Source organism: Streptomyces sp. NPDC051921 (assembly GCF_040680975.1).
Classification (GTDB): domain Bacteria; phylum Actinomycetota; class Actinomycetes; order Streptomycetales; family Streptomycetaceae; genus Streptomyces.
Genome location: NZ_JBFAXU010000010.1, coordinates 198,518 through 218,373 on the forward strand (window position 1 = coordinate 198,518; position 19,856 = coordinate 218,373).

A 19,856-nucleotide genomic window follows, 5' to 3' on the forward strand; every position below is an offset into this window, starting at 1 on the left:
ATGACCACTGCGGTGCTCGCCCTCATCGGGCACCTCCGACCGCAGCGCGGGCGTATGACGGCGGGTGTCCTGTTGGGTCTGCTCGGCAGCGTGATGGGCCTGGCCCAGCCCATGGCGGCCAAGCAGGTGATGGACGACATGGGCCGGGGAGGTCCGGCGTACGGCCCGGTGATCGCTCTCAGCGTGCTGGTGGCGGCGGGAGGGATCCTCGCCGGCCTCGGGCACTACGTGCTGGACCGGTCCGCGGAATCCATCGTCTGCGCCGCCCGGCGCCGACTGATCGACCGTCTGCTGGCGCTGCGCGTACCGGTGGTGGAGCGTACCGAACCGGGGGATCTGATCTCCCGCGTCACCTCGGACACGGCGCTGCTGCGGCACAGCGCTCCTCAGGCGGTGTCGGCTGCGGTCACCGGCACACTGATCACCCTCGCGACGGTGGTCATGATGGGCCTGCTCGACGCCGTGCTGCTCGGCGTCACGCTCGGCGTGATCGCGTTCATCGGCGTCGTCGTCGCTGTCGTGGCCCCGCGGATCGGACGCGCGACCCGGCATACGCAGGAGGCGGTCGGCCGCATGGGCGCCGCGCTGGAGCGAGCCCTGGGTGCCTTTCGTACGATCAAGGCGTCGGGTGCCGAACGGCAGGAGGCGGGGGCGCTGTACCGGGCGGCCGAGCACGCCCGGCGTACCGGTGTCCGCGCTGCCGCGTGGGAAGCGGTGTCCGCGACCCTGTCGGCGGTCGTCGTGCAGGTCTGCTTCCTGGTCGTGCTGGGAGTGGGGGGCGCGCGCGTCACCTCCGGCGCCATCGGCGTCTCCACTCTGGTCGCCTTTCTCCTCTACCTCTTCGCGCTCGCGCCCCGGATCGGCCAGCTGGTGGAAGGCGTCGGCCAGTTCCAGATCGGTTCTGCCGCCGCCGCCCGGATCCGGGAGGTCGAGAACCTGGAGACCGAGAAGCTGGAGGCCGTCGGCCTGGGGGCCGAGGACGACCTGCACGGAGGAGAAGGAGATGCGAGTCGACCGAGAGCGGATCCGCTGCCCGCCCGTGTGGCCTTCCGCGATGTCCACTTCGCCTACCGCCCCGGGCTGCCCCAGGTCCACCACCGTGTCTCCTTCACCGTTCCCGGCGGAGGCCTGACCGCGTTCGTCGGGCCGTCCGGCACGGGCAAGACCACGGTCTTCTCGCTCATCGAGCGCTTCTACGACCCGGACGCCGGCCAGGTACTGCTGGACGGGAAGGACGTGCGCCAGTGGCCCCTGGCGGAACTCCGCGCAGCCATCGGATACGTAGAACAGGACACACCCGTCCTCGCCGGCACCCTGCGCGAGAACCTGACGCTGGGCGCCGTCGGCGCGACGGAGGAAGAACTCCGCCACGCTCTGCGCCTCGTCCGTCTCGACGGGGTGACGGACCGCCTGCCCCGTGGCCTCGACAGTGACGTCGGCCACCGCGGCAGCAGGCTCTCGGGCGGTGAGCGCCAGCGCGTCGCGATTGCCCGGGCCCTGCTGCGCCGCCCGAGACTCCTGCTGCTGGACGAAGCCACCTCGCAGCTCGACGCGGCCAACGAGGCGGCACTGCGCGACACCATCACCGACATCGCCGGTCGCATCACGGTCCTTGTGGTCGCCCACCGCCTGTCCACGGTCACCACGGCCGACCGCATCGTCGTGATGGAGGCCGGCCACGTACGGGCGGTGGGCACCCACGCCGAACTGCTCGAAGCGGACACCCTCTACCGCGAACTGGCCACCACACAGCTGCTGAACGGCCGGTGAGCGACACGACCAGGACCCCACACCCCGGCGCGTATCGCCGGACCCGCACGGCACCGGCGGTCCAGGCGGCGTAACAGGCCCGAACGTGCGACGCCGAACGTGCGACGCCGAACGGCTCGGTGCCGCTTGCCCCTTCGAGCTCGGTGGGCTCCACGTGACCCGACAGGTCTCCGCTCGCCCGCCCCGACAGCGCAGTACCGGAACACAGCCCCGCCGCCCCGGAAGCCGTCCTGCCGAGCGGGCCAAGCTCAGCAGCGGCGCCTCCCCGGAGCCGGGGCGGCCGCTTGCGCGGCGGGCCGGCCCGGACAGCGAGGGCCTGGCCAACGCCGTGCAGGGGGACCGCGACGCCCACCAGCGCTCGGCGAGCTGGAGGGCACGGAGATCCCGGGCGCGGGCGCGGGTGCGGGTGCGGGTGCGGGTGCGGGTGCGGGTGCGACGGGAGGGTGCGGCTCACCGGTGGCTCCCGGGGTGCCGGGTCCATGCGTCGACGCCCGGGGGCTCCGGGTACCCGGCCGTGGAGATCCACACCTTCTCCGCGCCCTCCTTGGTTTCGACGAAGACGGCGCGGAAGGTCCTGGCGGGAACGGCGTCGGCGCCAAAAGCACGCGGGAAGAGGGCGTCGGAGATCGCCACGGCCGCGGGCGCACGGCTGCCCGCCTCCAGCGTCGCGCGCAGCGGCGCCGACTCCACCAGTCGGGCGGCCGTCAGCAGCCCCGGGCCGAACCATCCCGTCCCGCCGCGTTCGACGGGGCCGTGGTGCAGGGCGACGCGCAGTCTCAGCAGCCCGAAGTCATCGTGTTCATGCAGTGCGCTTTCCAGGCGCATGAGCAAGTCGGGCACGAGGAATCCGGGCTGGGTACGCACGGGGAAGAGAACGACCATCCCGTCCCCCGTGCTCCAGCTCTCCCGGAGTACCGCATCCTCGTACGGCAGCACGCGGGAGACGAGATCGTGCAGCGCGCGCTGCGCGTGCTCCTGCTCCCGAGCCGTGCGCCTGGCATGGCTGGCGATCTCCGTGATCAGGATCAGTCGGCCGGGCGGGTCCTTCTGGTGCGCGGCACGGTCGACCAGTGCCTTCACTCCGTGGTCCGACTCGCCCCTGCCCACGCGGCCGAGGCTCCATGCGGTCCCCAGTTCCACCGCCTCGGCCTTCGCTTCCCGGCGCAGGTCGGTGCGTGCGAGCAGCGGGGAGAGGACGAATCGGGCGGCCCGGTCGGTCGTCCGGGGGCGGAGCCAGGCCAGCGCGTGCCCCACGGTGTCGTCCGCCTCCGCAGGGGTGAGGTCGCCGCGGTGGAGCAGAGCGCTCAGGACGAACTGGGCGTCCCGGTCTGCGCCGTGCTCCCCCAGCCACGCCAGGGCGAACGCCGTGCCGGTCCGGACCTCTTCGGGTGCGAGGTCGGAGCGCTGCAGCAGGGGGCGGAGCACGAACTTGGCCGCGGTGTGCCCGTCGACCACCCGCAGCCAGTCGAACCCGATCCGCAGGAACTCGTTTCGGGCGGTTGGGTCCAGGTCTGCGTTGCGCAGCACGGCGCTGAGGGCGAACTGGCTCTGGAGGTCGGTCTCGCGTCCCTGCAGCCAGCCCAGCGCGTGCCCCTCCACCACCCGGGCCCGCTCTTCCGGCAGGTCCCCGCGCAACAGCAGGGGGCGCAGCACGAACTGCGCCGAATCACCCTGTCCGTGGATGCCGAGCCAGTCCAGGGCGTGGTCCACAGTGCGGCTCGCCTGCTCCCCCGACATCGCGGTGACCGCCAGCAGCGGGCCGAGGACGAACTCCGCGGCTCGTGCGGCCCCGTGCACGTCCAGCCAGTCCAGCGCGTGCCGTACCGCTTCGGACTTCGCCTGGCGGGACAGGCCGGCGCGGGAGAGGAGGCCGTTGAGGACGAACTGAGCCTCCTCGGTGAGGGGGTCGACGCGCAGCCACTCCAGTGCCCGGCCCACGGTGGCCTCCGCCTGCTCGTCGCTCAGGTCGGTGCTCCGCAGTAGTTTGCGCAGGGCGGGGGCGGCGATGTCGTGCGGAGTGAGCGCCTCCTCAGGCCGTGGGGTGGGATGGGCGAGGACGTGGAAGCGTTCCGCGCGCCCCGTGTCCCCCCGCTCCCGCGCGGCGCGGGCGACGGCTTCCAGATCATGCCGGGAGGCGTGCGCGGCCAGTGCGTCCCACAGGCCTTCGGGCGGCTCGATGCCGTCCCGGACCCTGCTTCCGTAGCGCTCCAGCTCGTCGGAGAGCAGGTAGTGCTCGGGAAGCCAGTGCTCCCTCCGTGGCTCCGTATCGTGCGCTGGTGCGGGTACGGGGGACAGCAGGGCCGCACCGGTGGGCACGTCGACGCAGAGAGAGTCGACGACGGGCTCCCACCAGCTGTCGAAGCTGTGCCGTTCGGATGCGGGCAGGTAGAGGGGGGCCGCCGCTCCCAGCAGGGCGAGGGGAAGTCGCGGGCCGTGCCCGCAGCGCCGGGCGTCGATCGCGGCGTCCAGGATCGCTCGGGAGGGCGCCGGCTCGGAGAGGTACCGGCTGATCCGGTGCTCTTCCGGTGTCCGGGGCGTACGGATGCGCAGGGCCTCCCGGCACAGGGCGCGGGCCTGCGCGTGGAGGTCCGGGACGCCGGTCGGCGGGGGAGTCGTGAGGCGGTCCCAGACCTCCGGTGTCAGCAGGCCCAGTACCAGCACCGGATCCCGGTCGGTCCTCCGGAGCCGTGCCCGCAGAGCGGCGGAGATCCGTTCGCCGAGGCCTCCGTCCGATTCGTCCAGGAGATGGCGTGCCGCGTCCTTCAGCCGGACCACCGTGCGCGGACCGATCGACGAGGGCTCGTCGAGCCCGGCGGCCAGCGCGGCAGGGGTGGGCGGCTCCCACACCCGGTAACCGTCCGGGAGCAGGCGCAACGCTTCCAGGCTCGAACGGATCCGGCCCGATCCGGGCGCGCCGATGAGCAGGACCAGTCCTCCCGTACCGGCGGCGAAGTCCTGTACAGCCGAGCGCAGTTGAAGGTTCTCCGGCAGCGCGGCGTGCGGTTCGGGCGTGGTCCCGGTGAGTTCGGCGATCGGCCGTCCGAGGCGCTCCGGCCGTGAGCCCTCCGCCCTGCGTTCCTCCCCCAGGGCGTGGTGGCGGAGCGCCGCGAACCGGTGGGGCGACCACGCGGCGTCGTCGGTCAGCCCCGCTCGTCGGACGAGGAAGCGCGTCAGCCAGTCGAAGGCCCGCTCGTCGGCGGGTACGGCGTGTCCGAGGAACCACTCGGTCAGCGTCCCGGGATCGAGCGGGACCGGGGGCGACGCCTCGGCGGCTTCCCTCACCAGTTCCTCGTACGCAGGGAAGTCCGCCAGCCGACGCAGCTCGGCCAGGCGATCGGTCAACGTGGCCCGGCTGTGTGGAGGCGTCCTCCCGTACCGGGTCTGGAGGCGGAGCACCACGACCGCTCCCTGGCCGCTGCTTCCTCTCGGGATCAGCCTCACGCAGGAAGCCGGGTCGTGGAGGCCCTCGGGCTTGTCCGACTCGTCGAGGACGAGCAGGAACTCGACCGGGGGGCCGGATGCCGAGGGAGGATCGATCCCGGACCGCACAGCATCCGTCACACCTGTCCAGGAAAAGCCCGCCTGGGTCTTCAGAGCGACGGAAAGGGTGCCTTCGGAGGTCTTCCAGACCAGGTCCCGCCCGGCGTTGTCCGCGCCCGGCTCCGGCTTCGCAAGGGCGACGCCCTCCGGAGAGAAGCGGTTCGCGAGGTCGTCCAGCACGTCGGCACCGGTGAGGGAGCCCTTCGCGGCACGCAGGTCGTCGAAGCACGTGTCCTGTCCGGGCCAGTCGCCCCAGGGGGCCGGAAGCCGGGAGATCAGGTAGGTGATCAGGTGCCGCAGAAGGGTTTCGGCGTGGTGCGTGACCCGTTCCCCGGGGGTGTGCTCAAGGTGGTGCCGAAGTCGCCGCACCACCGCGTACGCGTCGGTCAGCCCTTCGGCATCGGCCCGGTCTTCGGCCCGGTCATCGGCCCGGTGTTCGGTCACGTCCGCGGGCGTGTCCTCGCGCGGTGCCGTGCCCGGCCGCTGTGCCGCCGGCGGCCCGCCGCGGGCACCGTCGTCCCGCGGTTCCCGTGTCGCCGTTCCGGCTTGCCGTACCAGGACGTCCTTCTCCGCGAACGCCCGGGGCTCCGCCGGGATCTCCGTGCCCGCCGGCGCGTCGTGGAGGACGGCGGTGATGCCCTGGGGGGCGTACGGGCGAGCGGCCGCGTGGCGGCTGAGGGCGGCCTTGGTGAGCCACACGTCGTGAGTCGTCAGATGTGTGCCGAGGTGTTCCCGTGCCTCGGCACGCAGGGCGAGGACGGGGTCGCCGCCAGGATCGCGCCGTACCGCGAACAGCCCGCTGGTGAGCAACTCGGCGAGGTCGGCGTACCGGGCCTCGGGCACCGCCTGGTCACGCAGGACGTGCAGCAGTGGGAGGGGCAGCGCGGGCAGGCCGGCGCACAGGACGGCGAGCCGCACGGCGGAGGTGGGCGCCGTGCGGGTGAACGCCTCGGCCAGCCGCGCGGGGTCGGGCCGCCGGGCAGGGGCCGCTCCGTCCCGTGCCGGGGAGGGGCGGCCGGTGGCGGGGACGAGGACGGCGTTGCAGCCCCGCGGGTCGGCGCGCATCAGGGTGCTCGCCCAGGCTCCCAGGGAGCGCGGGGTGCAGGACACCACAGGCAGGGCGGTCCACGGTCCGGCCGGGTCCGCGCCGTTCGCGGGCGGCTTCAGCCGGGGTGGCAGGGTGTAGCGAAGGTCGCTGTTCCGGGCGCCGGCCCGGCCTGCGGTGACGCGTACGGCGGGCAGGTTGAGGGCGGAGCGGCGCCACAGTCGCGGGGGCAACGGGTCCAGCAGGGCCACCGGGACGCGCTCGCCCCATTCCCGCAGGAGCAGCCAGGGGGCCGGGGTGTGCCAGCCGCGGGCGGCGCAGTCGGAGACCATCAGGACCATGCGCCTGCCCCGGGTGCCGCCTCCGTGGTGGGGAACGCGCCCGCCGGGCACCTCGTGGCCGTGGTGGTCGCGCACCACCGGCCCGCCCTGCTCCCACGCGAGGCGCCAGGTGTGCACCGTGCGGAAGCCTCCCAGGGCGGTCAGGAGCCGGGTCAGGGCACGGGTGGTCTCCTCCCACACGCTCATGGACAGGGAGGAGTCGACGAGGACCACCACTTCGAACCAGGGTTCGGGGGACGCGCGGAACAACGGCACCAACGGACCGCCGCGCGCGTAGTGCTCCACGGTCGCCTCGACGTCGAGGACGTCGCGTCCACCCCGCGGCCACGGTCTGCGGAACGGCTGGATCGCGCGGCCGACGGCGAGGGCGTCGGGCAGCGGGTCGGCGCGCCCCAGGGACATCGGCACGCCGCGCACGGTGGTGGCCGATCCGGTGCCGCGCACGGACAGTTCCCTGCTCTCCGTGCGGTGGACGGTGGCCTCTCCGTCAGCTGGTGCTCCGTCGTCGGCCTGAGGCGTCTCGCGGGGCTCCGGACCGGCGGTCGTGTCGTCGGAGAGCCCGTCGTGGACCTTCGGCGCGCCTTCGGCGGGCGTGCGGGAGGCGGCGAGCCACAGCGCGTCGGCGAGGACGGTGGCCTCCGCTCCGGAGGGCAGCGGGGCGTCGGCCCACGCCCGCAGGAGACGGTCCAGGGCCTCAGACACGGGAGAGTTCGCGCAGGATCAGCGCGCGCAGTTCCTCGTGCTGGGCGCCTCGTGGTGCCTGGTCGCCGGTGAGCAGGGCCACCGCGTTGAGCAGTTGGTCGATGGCCAGGTGTTCGCCCGCCATGACGCGTTCGGCGAACCCCTCGACGAGGTCCTTCCCGCCCTTCGGCACGTCGTCGAAGTGGGCCCGGACGATGCCGTGCAGCAGTTCGGCGGTGAGCGGCGGCATCGTGTATCGGACGCACCGGCGCAGGAAGGCGGGCGAGAAGTCCCGCTCCCCGTTGCTGGTCAGGAGGATGAACGGGAACTGGGTGCACTGCACGCGGCCGTCCTCGACGAGGTGCTCCTCGTCGCTGTCCCACTGCCGGACCATGACGCGGGGGCGCCGGTAACGGACGAGTTCGGGGATCTCGTACTCTCCGCGCTCCAGGACCTCCAGCAGGTCGCTGGGCAGGTCCAGGTCGCTCTTGTCGATCTCGTCGACGAGCAGGGCGCGAGGCCGCTCGGAGGGCAGAAGCGCGGTGCCGAGGGGGCCGAGTTGCAGGAAGGGAGCGATGTCGTCCCGGCTCCGGCCGTTCCGCGCGCCGCGCGCCGTCGCCGTCGCCGTCGCCGTGCGCAGGCTCTGGGCGTGGATGCGGCCCAGGGCGTCATAGCGGTACAGGGCTTCGGCCAGGGTGCTGCGCGAGGTGATGTGCCAGCGCAGCACCGGTCCGAGGTCCAGCTCGTGCGCCACCTGCTCGATCACGGTGGACTTCCCGGAGCCCGCGGGGCCGCTGACCAGCAGCGGCCGGCGCAGGTGGACCGCCGCGTTGACGGCGTCGACGAGGCCGTGGGGTGGCTGGTACTGGCGGTGCTGCGGTGTGCGCGGGAACGATCGCCAAGGCGGCGGGTCGGCCAGCGGGGTGGCCCGCCGCTCGCCGTCACCTCTGTAGTAGGGCTTCCAGGTCACAGCTCCTCCTCGGGGCCGGTCACGACACGCTGTTCGAAGGGTCGGCAGAACTCCAGCCAGGCCTCGTCGTGCCAGACCGCGCGGACGTCGCCGAGGCACGTCACGCATCCTGCGTGCTCCTTCGCCCACCGCTTCCGGTAGGCGGGGGCGAGGTCTTGGGGAAGCCCACGCCAGTGCCGGCGCACCAGCGGCCGCAACCAGTTCCGGTCCGGCGTGTCGCCATGGCCCGGCCAGAGGATGATCGGTGCGTAGGGCAGCAGTTGTTCGAGGGTGTCCTGCAGGTCGTCCGGGTGGTGGTCGAGCCCGACGACGGTGTCGTACCTGCCGGTCATGAGTTCCTGTTCGAAGGTCTGCCGGTCCCCCAGGACGGACGGGTCGATCCATTCCACCGGCGCGGCGGAGCAGTCCGTCATCCTGCTCAGCGCCTTGCGGGCCGCGTCGTTCATCTCGGAGTTCTCCTCGTCCGGGTCCATGCGGCCGCTCCACCGGACGACGACGTCGTGGTGGACGCCGAGCAGCCGGCGGTCGACCCGGGTCTCCTCGGGCCACCAGGAGGCGAGCAGGTGGGCGGGGGCGGCCACGTCCACGTTCTCCAGTCGCTGGGGGGCGGTCAGGAGAGAGCGCGCCCAGGTCAGGGCCGCTCCGATCGCCCGGCCCGTACCGGTGCGGTCCGCGGTGCCGCACGGGAAGCGCTCGTGCGGTGGGAACCTCTCGCCCGTGCCGACCAGCCAGGCGTCCACCTCTTCGGGCCAGTCGGTCAGCGCGCCGGCGAGGCTGACCACGAGCCGGAGCCCGTCCTGCCGTCGTTTCCTCTCGAATCCGGTCACGGCGTCGTTGAACTCGGCGATCACCCCGTTGTCCACCGCCCACTTCCGCAGGTCTTCGACCACGGTGTCGGTTTCGGACAGGTGGGCGAGGGCGCCCACGAACCGCGTGGGCGCCTTCAAGGGGTGCTCGCCCGCGCGCGGTGCCCGTACGGCCGCGTACTCGACCAGGTCACGCAGGAGTTCGGTCCCCTCGGCCTCGGGCGGCAGCCCGGACAGCCGGCGCGCCTTCCTCAGCAGGTCGGTGGACATCACCGAGGCCAGCGCGCTGTCGAGGAGGGGGACGATCCGGGCGCAGACGAGGAGGGCGGCGACCAGCTGGGCGACCCTGCCGTGCCAGTTCCGGTCGCCCATGCCCGCCGCTTCCGGCTGTTGGACGAAGGCCTGCAGGTCCTCCAGCACCGAGCGGGTCAGCGGCGTGGGCAGGCTCTTGCCGGCCTGCCACATCGTCACGGCCTGTTCGAGGGCCTGTCGCCCCACCTGCCCGACGACGCCGCCCGTGGCGCCGGGGGCGAAGCACACGTTGCGGGCCAGCCACAGCTCTTCCTGTGCGAAGGGGTCGTTGTCGTACTCGAACCGGCCGACCGCCTGGCCGACGATGCGGTCGCGCAGCCCGCTGGTCAGCAGGGCGTCGACGCGCACCTTGTCCCCCGCCCCGGTCAGGCCCTCCCGGAGGATGGCGACGAGGGCACGGGTCAGCCGCATGCCGCGGGCCGGCTGGTCGGCGGCGGCGGCCGTGAGCACGGACAGCCGGGTCTGACCCGACCGGACCCCGCCCGCGATCCGGCCCGCGTCCGGCATCCCGCCGGCCGAGTAGCAGGTGTCGATCAGGGCGATCACGCCTTCGACGCCCGACTCGTCGACCGCCATGGCGAGCAGCTGACCGACGTCCACCGCGGAGATGGGACTGCCGGTGCGGGAGCCGGCGACCATGAAGTACAGGTCGGTCTGCTGCGGTGTGGTGAAGCCGTGTCCGAGGAGTGCCAGGACGAGGACCGCCTTGTCCTCCCGGGCCCGGCGCACCGCTTCCCGTACGGCCTTGTGGACGTCCTCGGGTTCGAGGGAGTCGCTCACCACGAGGGAGTCGTACGCACCGGTTCTGGGGACGCACTCCCCGAGCGACGCGTCCGTGAGGACGGCGTGCAGGTCACGGGCGGCTTCCTCCAGCCGGCCCAGGGTGGGCATCGAGGCGCACTGCGCCCCTATGACCAGCACGTGCCGGCGTCGTGCTCCGGTCACTTCTTCAGGGCTTCGACCAAGGGGCCCGCGACGTCGGACTGGCGCAGGTACTTGGTGGCCGTGTGGACCCACAGGCCGTCGGAGTCCACCCGTTCCGTCGCCGGCAGGACGCCCTCGGCGTTGGGCAGCATCCACTTCTCGATGCGGGGACGGCCCACCACGACGTCGTCACGGTCCCAGAAGTTCAGCCACCGCTCGACCCGTGCGGGAGTACGGGGCGGCTGGGGCACCAGGCGGTGCAGGACGGCCGCCGCCGTGGCCAGGGGCGAGCCGAGCGTCATCAGCAGCGGGACCCGGCCTTCGTAGTCGCGCAGTGCCTCGAAGGCGACCACCGTGCCCAGGGAGTGGGCCACCACGATCAGCGGACGTTCGGGGTCCGTCCCCTGGAGGACGCGTTGCCTGATGCGGGCGTCCAGGGCCGGCCCGCCGTCCGCGGCACGGCGCCTGCTGAGATAGCGGCCGACCTGGGAGAGGTGCCCCAGCAGGGGCAGGCCGCTGGCCCACTGGGCACTTCCGCGCAGCCCGGGGATCTGCAGCAGCGACGTCAGCGCCCGGCCGAGGACACGGACGGGCTCTCCGAGCCCCTGCTCCTGCTCGTCGTCCATGCCCGGCAACTGGGCCCGGGCGTCCTCGACGACCGCCGATGCCCTCCTGTCGCCCTGTTCCCGGGCCTGGTGGCCGAGTTCGTCGACCAGTGCGGCGACGAACTCCTCCAGGAAGGCGACGTCCTCGGGGTCGTCGGACACCCCTGCCGATCCCCCCTGCGCCTCGGCGTCCGTGAACAGATCGCTGTAGTTGGCGAACCGGGTTTCCGCCAGCCATCCCCGCGTCAGCCCGGAGATCACATCGGAGTGCCCGGCCCTGCGCGCTCCGTCGGCCAGGGCTTCGAGCCACTCGCGGCGCTGCTGCTCCGTGTCCCGCAGCCCGCCGATCCCGTGGACGAAGACCAACTGAGGAGTAACCGAACCGCTCACCCGAACCCCCGAAAAACACCCGCACACCGTCGTTCAGCCGCACCCTAAGCCACGACCTGCGGGCACCGGACGCGAATCAGCCATTTCTCCGCCGCGGGGCACGCCCCGAGGCGAACGGCCGGTCAGACACCACGGTACGGGCCACAGATGTCGTCCCAGCCGGTCGACGGGAGCCGTGCAGGATGTCGCCGCCACGCGAAGGCCGCAGCCCGCTGCTGGCGGGGCTCGCCCGTCCGCCGAGTCGATGCCGTAACTGCCACCGTCTCCCCCACCGAGGAACACGCGCTGGCGCAACCGGGGGCGCCAAGCACACGAGAGGCCGGAGGCACTGGACTCGAGCGAGTCGGCGGTGGTGGCGGGGCAGAGCGAACGAGGCGTGTGACGTTTCAGTCGCAGCAGTCGCAACAGCACTTGCACGGGTTGCAGCAGCCACCGCCGCAGCCGTCACCCGAGCCGCCGCCGGAGCCGCTCGGCCCGTGACCGCCGCCGGAGCCGCCCGAGTTGCCGCCGCCCTGGCCGCCGCCGAACCAGCCGTCGCCCCCGGAACCATCCCTGCTGGAGCCCCCGGTGCGGTTGCCGTCGCCGAACTGCCAGGGTTCTCCGTCCTGGCCGTCGTCGACGTTGCAGCGGCAGCAGGTGAAGCACAACCTGCAGTCGGCGCACAACGGGCGCCACTCGTGACACCGCCGGCACTGTCCCTCGGACGGTCGGCCCGATGCCATCGGCCCGTCCACCGGGGCCGTGCCCGCGAGCGCCCCGACGCCGCAGGCCGCGCCCGTTTCCGTCGCCGTACGACGTCCCAGCCAGGGCAGCATACGCAGGCCGCCCCGCCTCTGGCGGCGGTGCTCATGGTGGCGGTGCCGTGGGTCGAAGGCCCGCTCGACGGCACGCTCCAACTCGTTGCCCAGAAGTGCCTGTACGAGCCGCCCGTCGACGAACACGGCGTCGGACAGGGCGAGTCGGATCCCGTGTACGGCGTCGTCGCAGAGCCGGCGCACCTCGGCGCGCTGCGCGCCGGTCACGGCGATCGGGTTCCACGCGCCTGCCGCCTCGTCCGCGTCCTGGTCCTCCACCGCGTCCAGCAGATGCGCCAGTCGACCGAACAGGCGGCCGGCTTCCGACAGCGGTTCGGTGTTGCCCGGGCGGTCCGTGAGCACTGCGGTGTACGCGAAGGCGGCCGCCGTCGCCGTCTCCGTGGGCTCCGTGACCGTCAGCAGAGAGCCACCGGGGCCGGTCGACCGCTCGACCTCCGGCTGGCGCTCGACCGCCCCGAGCAGCACCGCGGTGTCGAAGCCGAGTCGTTCGCCGCCCGCTGCGCCCGCACGGGCCCAGCTGCCGGCGATCCGGCGTGTCGCCGGCGCCACCGGGCGGCGCCCCAACAGGGTGTCGCCGTCGGCCACATGGTCACGCATCTTCGCCGCTGCCAGCACCAGCGAGACCGTCGCCGCCAGCCGAGCGCCCTCACCCTGCGCCACGTCCGCCGACCGCATCCCGCGCAGCGGGCACGGACCGGCGCCTCGCCGCCAGTCGCCCGTCCGCTCCGACTGCGCTTCGGTCAGCACCGAGATGATCAGGCCGTCGTAGTTGGTGGCCACCCGCGCGAACTGCCCGTACTCGCTGCGCAACGCCAGGCACAGCCCACACAGGTGCGCCATCCACTCGGTACGCAGGCCTTCGCCCAGGCGATGACGGCACGGCCTGATGATTCCGAACACCGAAGTTCTCCCCCGTAGAAGCAGCTACCCGGACGCAACCCGGCGGACGGCTCATCGGCTTGAGGGCCCACACATGAGACACGACCGCGCGTGCGCCGTCGCAACAGCCTCCCATACGACTCCTGGGACGCCGACGGGCCCTCCGGGCATCTTCTCCATCCGGACAGCCAGAGGGACGAAGTGGCCACCCCGCTGACGTGGGAGCGGGACACCCGCTCCTCCTCGACCCGGCGGATCCGCTCCTCCGCGCGGGGGTCTCTCCCTACCCGTGCCGTCTGGGGCGTACCTGCCCCGGCGCGTCACCAGCCCCAGGTGCCGGGCCCTCCTTTGAAGGGGCCCGTGATCTCCTCCGTGATCCATCCGCCGTAGAATCCCCCGGGCTGGGTCCGCACCCTCTCGCCGTCGACTGTGCAGGCTTCCACCCGGTCGGGGTAGAAGGCCAAATGCCCAGCGATCGCTTCGAATCCGGGACGCGGTGCCTCGTAGCTCCACGCGACATCGGGCACGGGCGGCCGGCCGGCCTTCCCCCGCAGGCTCCAGTAGGTGGCCGCACCCTTCCACTCGCACAGGCTCCGCCGCGCCGAGACGGACAGAAGCTCGATCCGCACGTCCGGACGCGGAACGTAGAACACCGGCGGATGGCTGGTCTCCAGAACCCGCAGACAGCGATGGGAGTCAGCCAAGGTGACGCGGCCATTCCTGACCACCACATGCCGGCTGTCGGCCACGACCCGAGGCGGACGCGGATAGTCCCACACCGATTCTTTCCTCATGGCGCCCTCCGTCTCCCTGTCCGTCACGTGCCTCCTTCCGGTTCCATGGCGCCCGCGACCCGCTGCAGCGGCGAGCGGACCAGAAAGACCTCGTCGATGAAGCACCACGCCCAGTCCTCGTCGGGTGCCAGTGAGAGAGCGACGGGATGTCCGCTCAGCAGATGGTGGGCGTAGGCGTGGCGGCCGCGCGAGGTGTCGCAGCAACCCACGTACCCGCACGTCACGCACCGGCGCAACCGCACCCATCTGTCACCACGACGCAAGCAGTCCGCGCAGCCGGGCGGCTGCGCGGGCGCCGAGGCCCCGGGCGCCACCAGGACACCGACATGCGCGCAGGCACGCCCGGAGGGTCGCCCGCCGTCTGGCGCGACGGCCCAACGGAACGGCTTCTCCATGGATCCTGCCTTCCCGCGGCCACCGTCATCCGTACTGCACGTTCTTCGGCTTTCATCAGAGGAACGGATGCAGGGGTGAGTTCTTTGTTCCGCACCCGCACCTCGGTCTCGCGGCGAACAGATCCAGGGCGGACTCTCGCCCGTGCTCGACAATTGGGAGGGCCTCATGGCAGCGCTGTCAGGCGGCAGTCTTTGTGTCTACCTGAGCTACCGCGACCCGCGGGCCGCACTGGAATGGTTTGCCGCGCTCGGCTTCGACACCGTGGCCCGGCAGGACGACGAGCACGGGTCAGTGGTGCACGCCGAGGTCCGCCTCGGAGAGGCGGTCGTCATGATCGCCGGCGCGGATGCGGCCTACGACGTGCCGGAGCTGAAAGGAGCGAGCACCGGAAGTGGGGTGTATCTGTGGTTCCCGGAGCCCGAGGCCGTGGACGGCTGGTACGACGCGGCCGTCGGCGCCGGGGCCCAGCCGGTCCTTCCGCCTGAGGACACCGCATGGCACAGCCGCCGGGCTCGTGTGCTGGACCGGGAGGGCCACGAATGGAGTGCCGGAACCTACCGTCCGGGCGGCGCCGGGTGATCGACGCGGCACCCGCCAACGCGTCCCGCGCGGCGAGGCCCTCCCCGCCGCGGACGATGAAGAGAGCAGACAGCCCCCACGGTGATGTGCAAGAAATGAGGGACGACGGCCGATGCGCGCGCACTGGCTTTTCGGGGATCAGCTGGGGCCGGCGTTCACCGCTCCCGACGACGGTGGTCCTGCGCCCGAGGCCCCCCTGGTGATGATCGAGTCGCGCTCCGTGTTCCGGCGACGACGGTTCCACCGGGCCAAGGCCCACCTGATCCTCTCGGCGATGCGTCACCGCGCGGCCGAGCTCGGCGACCGCGTGGTCTACGTGAAGGCCGACTCGTACCGGGAGGGGCTGGACCGCGCCGTGGGCAACAGGCCGGTCACCGTCCACCACCCGACGTCGCGGGCCGCTGCCGCCCTGGTGGCCTCACTCGGCAACGTGACGGTCCTGCCGCCACGCGGCTTCCTCGTCACCCGGGAGGTCTTCACGGCATGGGCGGCCTCCCAGCACGCCGGTCTCCGCCTCGAGCAGTTCTACCGCCATGTGCGCCGCGAGCACGACCTGCTGATGGACGCGGGTGAACCGGCGGGAGGCCGCTGGAACCTCGACCACGACAACCGGGAGCCCCCACCCCGGGAAGCACGGACGCTGGCCGCTCCGGCCCCCTACCGCCCCCGTGAGGACGACATCGACGCCGAGGTCCGCCACGACCTGGACCGCTGGGAGCGCGCAGGGGACATCTCGTTCGTCGGCCGGGACGGAGCGAGACTCTTCCCCGCCGACCGGCGACAGGCACTCGCTGCGCTCCGGCGCTTCATCGACCACCGCCTCGCCGGCTTCGGCGCCCACGAAGACGCGATGCTGGCCTCCGACCCCGTCATGAGCCACAGCCTGCTCTCCTCCTCGTTGAACCTGGGCCTGCTGGATCCGGCCGAATGTGTGGAGCGGGCGGAGGCCGCGTGGCGGGCCGGCAAGGCACCGCTGAACTCCGTCGAGGGCTTCGTCCGGCAGATCGCCGGCTGGCGGGAGTACGTCTGGCACCTGTACTGGCACTTCGACGAGGACTACCGCACTTCGAACGAACTCGGGCACACGACGCCGCTGCCTTCCTGGTGGACCGAGCTGGACGCGGACGCGGTCACTGCCGGCTGTCTGTCCACCGTCCTGCGCCAGGTGCGGGACACGGGGTGGACCCACCACATCCCACGCCTCATGGTGCTCGGCAACTACGCGCTCCAGCGGGGCTGGGACCCGGCCGCGCTCACCGACTGGTTCCATCGTTCCTTCGTCGACGGATACGACTGGGTGATGCTCCCCAACGTGCTCGGCATGTCGCAGTACGCGGACGGCGGGAGGATGACCACCAAGCCCTACACCTCGGGCGGCGCCTACATCGACCGGATGAGCGACCTGTGCGGATCGTGCCGCTACCGGCCCGACCGGCGTGTCGGGGCGGACGCCTGCCCTTTCACCGCCGGCTACTGGGCTTTCCTGCACCGGCACCGGCACCGCCTGGCGCACAACGCCCGCACCGCGGGCCCGGTGGGTGGCCTCGACCGACTGACCGACCTGCAGGAGCTGCTGCTCCAGGAGCACGATCGAGGCGAAGCCGCTCCTTGAAGACTGCCACCCGCCGGCGGCGTGGCCCACCCCGGCGCTGCCACCGAGCTGCGGCGGGCTCCTGGCCGGCCCCTCCCCGGGACGCCCGCCCCGGTGCCCCGGCTCCCGCGCGCTCCGCTTCGGCGGCGACCATCGTACGGAAGGCTGCCGAGTACCTCAGGTGACCGGCAGCCAGGGGCCGGGCGAAGCCACAGCAGAGTATTCGATGCAGAATCACTGCGAATGTACACACGGGTCGGCGTCGGTCACGCTGGTCACCTCGGGACAGACGGATGCGATCCTCTGGGAGGGCCCCATGCGCCTGCGAGACGAATTGCCCCTGGACCGCCGCCTCAGCGGCATCTGCGGGTTCGGAGCGCTGTGCGGTCTGCTGCGCTCAGGCCTCCGGGGGCCGAGATGACCACCGCTGACAGGGCCGCACCGGTGCTGGTGGTCGGCGCGACGGGGGAGATAGGCCGGTTGGCGGTCCTGGAGCTCGTGCGTCGCGGCGCCCGCGTCGCGCTGGCGGGCCGGAACGAGAGGAGCCTTCGCGACCTGGCGGCGCGGACGGGCTGCCCGGCCCGACTCCTGGACGCCTACGACCTGGATGCCTGCGCAGAGGCCGGCCCGTGGGCCCTCTCCGAGCTGGGCCGCCTCGACGGCGTCCTCGTCACCGTCGGGGTCGCGGGCTTCGGGACGGCCGCCCAGGTCCCGAACGCTGTCGCCGAGCACCTCATGACCGTCAATGCCCTGTGCCCGATGGCCGTGCTGAGGGGATCCGTGCCCGTGGTCCGCGACGGCGGCTTCTTGGCAGCCGTGACCGGGGCGATCGTCAACGCCCCGCTCACGGGGACCGCCGACTACGCGGCGTCGAAGGCTGCCCTGGCCTGTTGGCTCCGTGTCCTGACGCGGGAGGTCCGCCGACGTCGTATCGCCGTGGTCGACGCCCGCTTCCCGCACCTGGACACCGGGTTCGCCTCCCGAGCCGTCGTGGGAAGTCCACCACCCCTTCGACCGGGCGCAGATCCCTGCACGCACGTGTACGCGCTCCTGGACCAGCTCCTGGGGCACCTGGAGGATCGGGAACCACGACGGGCACCGGTCGGGCCACAGCAGGCGACCGCCCCATCGCCGGGAGCTTCAGCCGCCTGAGAGCTACGGAGGAATCATGTCCACACCCAAGGTGCCGCCGGAAGAGACACCGGAGGCAGAGGGATCGACAGCATCGGCCCATCAGGAACGCCCTGACGGGGGGCTGTGGGAGCACCCCTGGGCCATTCTCGGCCTCATCGCCGTCGGAGCCGTGGCGGTGGCCGCCTTCTTCCTCCTACGCATCGTGGGCTGGTAGACCCAGCCGGCTCTCCGGCGTTTCAGGCATGCGCAGTGGGCCGGTAGACGAGCTCTTGGATGTGTCCGTCGAGCGTCCGGTGCTCCATCAGTTCGAGGAGCCGACACCGAGAGACAGAAAGTCGCCTGGCCTGGGCCTGCCCCGGCGGGCGCCCGTGCCCCGGTCCGGGCGAGCGCCGGGGACCAGGGCGCGCACCGCCGCGGCGGTGCGCGCGAGGGAGGCGGTCAGCCGGTCGGCAGGCCCAGCCCGTAGAAGGTGACGTGGTAGCCGTCCACGTAGCTCGCCTCGCCGCCGATGACCAGGTCGGTGGGATCGCTCGCGCCCGCCGCCCTGGCCGTGGCCACGAGCATCTCGGCAAGTGCGCGGCCCTTCGGTTCGCCGGGGCCGCCCGCGTCCACCCGCCAGACCGGATCGTCGTCGCCGAAGACCGAGGCGGTGTGCGGGAATTCGGCGACCGTCCCCCAGCCGAGTGCGGCGGGATCGACGTCGTCCGGGGCGAAGCAGGCGATCGAGAGCCGGTCGCCGCACACCACGTCGAAAAGAAGGGGCGCACTGTGGCCGTTGCGCCCGTAGAACGGCATCGCGATGCGCACCCCCAGCGCAGTGGTCTCGGCAGGCAGCGCTCCCAGGAAGTCTCCCAGCGACCGGGTGACGGTCTCCCAGCTACGGGCGGTCCAACCGCCCGGGAAACCGAGGCCGACGTTGGCCTGATCACGGTTGCTGCCGAAGAAGCCGCTGATCGAATGCTCCTCCCCGACACCTTGACGCCAGAACCAGTTCTCCGCGGGGTCGGTGGGCTGCAGGACCAGCTCCGGACCCGACTTCCCGGCGCGCAGTTCGAGCGTGTCCGGCCTGCCGCGCCAGCGCAGGAAGGGAGCGCCCCAGAGCGGCTCGCTGTCGTAGAACGGGCCCATGTCACCGTGCGAGCCCATGATGGACGGCTCGCCCAGTGCGGCGGTGACCTCCTCCTTCGCCGCGCGGAAGGCGGCCGCCTGCGCTGCGGCGTCCGGCGCGGGAACCGTCACCGGGACCGCGAGCTCCACGTACGACTCGCCGTCGACGTAACGCTTCTCGTAGTCGCCGACCGGGCGCAGGCGGGCATGGCCCGAGGACCGACCGGTGATCAGCACGGGAGCGTCCGACGTGCCGCCCCAAGCCCATCCCAGCTCAGCCGCGAGGGCCCTCACACCCTCCGGCGTCCAGCCGCCTGTGTCTGCCCCGACGAGTCGCCGGGCGATCTCCCCGATGGATTCCTCAGCCGTGCTTCCCTGTTGTGCGTTCATCGGGCCATCGTGCCCTATCCCGGACCGCATCCCTGCAGGGTGCGCACCGGCAGCCGGCGGTTTCCCCTGCACGGGCAACGGCACGCCTCGACGACAAGTGCGGCGCCGATACGGCGTTCCCGGAGCTCCAGACCGGCGCCCGAGGCGTCACCGGTCACCTCAGCTACCATCCCGACCTGCAGTGTCGGAGCAATCAGCCGTCGCTCGGCAGGTGGCCGTAGTCCCAACCACTCGGAATCGAGCCGGGTGCCCCACGCGGTGGTGCGCCCGGCGAGCGGCGTTCGGAACGGGAGAATCGGAAGTTGTCCGGAGATGCGCAGGCTGCTCGCCGCCTCGTCGGTTGCGTACTTGGCCCCGTCATCGGGGCTGTAGCCGGCTACGGCGGGATGGCGATGCTCGCGAGAGCTTGGGACGAGTGCGAAATAGGAGTCAACGCATCGGCGAATTTCTGGTCCCTGATTCCCGTCTTCTTCGCCGTCTGGGTCGTCGTCGCGCTGATCTGGTCCATCGTGTTCGGGGTGCTCGGCGGAAGGAACCTGCTGCTCGCCGCCGGGGTGGCCGTGCTCCCCACGCTGTGCGTCTACTGGGTGCTCATGGCGACGCTGAATGCTCCCGCCGACTATCCGGTCGGGGTCAGCGCCTGCTCTCCGGACAATGTCCCGCCGTGGTGGCCGGACTGGCTGCCTGTGTGACCCCGCCAGGACGAAGACGTCACAGGACTTGGCCCCTGACCTCCGTTCGTCAGCGGTGCTCTCGACCATGCTGGGAGTGCGCTGTCGGACGCTCG

14 protein-coding genes are annotated in these 19,856 nt (G+C 72.3%); 6 read left to right on the forward strand and 8 right to left on the reverse strand.

What is annotated here, in order from left to right:
* The gene (locus AB0M16_RS16145; RefSeq protein WP_365343153.1) at nt 1–1,770 is read left to right on the forward strand and encodes an ABC transporter ATP-binding protein; all 1,770 of its coding nucleotides are present in this window, start codon (nt 1–3) and stop codon (nt 1,768–1,770) included.
* A 450-nt stretch (nt 1,771–2,220) separates the two neighbouring features.
* Here the strand turns inward: AB0M16_RS16145 and AB0M16_RS16150 are convergent, their stop codons facing one another.
* From AB0M16_RS16150 to AB0M16_RS16180, 7 genes are all read right to left on the reverse strand, one after another.
* Complete coding sequence (locus AB0M16_RS16150; protein WP_365343155.1) at nt 2,221–7,398, reverse strand: SAV_2336 N-terminal domain-related protein; 5,178 nt, start codon at nt 7,396–7,398, stop codon at nt 2,221–2,223.
* Nucleotides 7,391–8,347 (reverse strand): MoxR family ATPase, encoded by a 957-nt coding sequence (locus AB0M16_RS16155; protein ID WP_365343157.1) that lies wholly within the window; start codon nt 8,345–8,347, stop codon nt 7,391–7,393. Before AB0M16_RS16155 ends, AB0M16_RS16150 begins: the two co-directional genes overlap by 8 nt.
* On the reverse strand, nt 8,344–10,410 hold the full coding sequence (locus AB0M16_RS16160; protein ID WP_365343159.1) for a hypothetical protein: 2,067 nt from the start codon (nt 10,408–10,410) through the stop codon (nt 8,344–8,346). Before AB0M16_RS16160 ends, AB0M16_RS16155 begins: the two co-directional genes overlap by 4 nt.
* Nucleotides 10,407–11,384 carry a hypothetical protein gene (locus AB0M16_RS16165; RefSeq protein ID WP_365343161.1) on the reverse strand — a complete coding sequence of 326 codons (978 nt, stop codon included), beginning with the start codon at nt 11,382–11,384 and terminating at the stop codon, nt 10,407–10,409. The genes AB0M16_RS16160 and AB0M16_RS16165 overlap by 4 nt, the downstream gene beginning before the upstream one ends.
* Before the next feature lie 386 nt (nt 11,385–11,770).
* Nucleotides 11,771–13,099 (reverse strand): DUF5685 family protein, encoded by a 1,329-nt coding sequence (locus tag AB0M16_RS16170; RefSeq protein ID WP_365343163.1) that lies wholly within the window; start codon nt 13,097–13,099, stop codon nt 11,771–11,773.
* A gap of 299 nt (nt 13,100–13,398) precedes the next feature.
* Complete coding sequence (locus AB0M16_RS16175) at nt 13,399–13,899, reverse strand: DUF427 domain-containing protein (protein WP_365343165.1); 501 nt, start codon at nt 13,897–13,899, stop codon at nt 13,399–13,401.
* Nucleotides 13,896–14,435 carry a UBP-type zinc finger domain-containing protein gene (locus tag AB0M16_RS16180; protein WP_365343166.1) on the reverse strand — a complete coding sequence of 180 codons (540 nt, stop codon included), beginning with the start codon at nt 14,433–14,435 and terminating at the stop codon, nt 13,896–13,898. The genes AB0M16_RS16175 and AB0M16_RS16180 overlap by 4 nt, the downstream gene beginning before the upstream one ends.
* Between AB0M16_RS16180 and AB0M16_RS16185 the strand changes: the two genes are divergently transcribed.
* The 4 genes from AB0M16_RS16185 to AB0M16_RS16200 all read left to right on the forward strand — a co-directional run bounded on the left by AB0M16_RS16185 (nt 14,434) and on the right by AB0M16_RS16200 (nt 17,786).
* A complete protein-coding gene (locus AB0M16_RS16185; protein ID WP_365343168.1) occupies nt 14,434–14,847 on the forward strand; it encodes a VOC family protein in 414 nt (137 codons plus the stop codon). The two genes, AB0M16_RS16180 and AB0M16_RS16185, sit on opposite strands and share 2 nt — an antisense overlap.
* Before the next feature lie 112 nt (nt 14,848–14,959).
* Nucleotides 14,960–16,459 carry a cryptochrome/photolyase family protein gene (locus AB0M16_RS16190; RefSeq protein WP_365343170.1) on the forward strand — a complete coding sequence of 500 codons (1,500 nt, stop codon included), beginning with the start codon at nt 14,960–14,962 and terminating at the stop codon, nt 16,457–16,459.
* Nucleotides 16,460–16,855: 396 nt separating this feature from the next.
* Complete coding sequence (locus AB0M16_RS16195; protein WP_365343172.1) at nt 16,856–17,590, forward strand: SDR family oxidoreductase; 735 nt, start codon at nt 16,856–16,858, stop codon at nt 17,588–17,590.
* A 16-nt stretch (nt 17,591–17,606) separates the two neighbouring features.
* Nucleotides 17,607–17,786, forward strand: coding sequence for a DUF6480 family protein (locus AB0M16_RS16200; RefSeq protein WP_365343174.1), 180 nt, complete (start codon nt 17,607–17,609; stop codon nt 17,784–17,786).
* A gap of 224 nt (nt 17,787–18,010) precedes the next feature.
* Here the strand turns inward: AB0M16_RS16200 and AB0M16_RS16205 are convergent, their stop codons facing one another.
* Nucleotides 18,011–18,916, reverse strand: a complete 906-nt coding sequence (locus AB0M16_RS16205; protein ID WP_365343176.1) for a hypothetical protein — start codon at nt 18,914–18,916, stop codon at nt 18,011–18,013.
* Between the two features lie 545 nt (nt 18,917–19,461).
* On the opposite strand from AB0M16_RS16205, the gene AB0M16_RS16210 reads away from it, so the two are divergent.
* Entirely contained in the window at nt 19,462–19,761 is a 300-nt protein-coding gene (locus tag AB0M16_RS16210) for a hypothetical protein (RefSeq protein WP_365343178.1), read from the forward strand.
* Nucleotides 19,762–19,856: the final 95 nt, after the last annotated feature.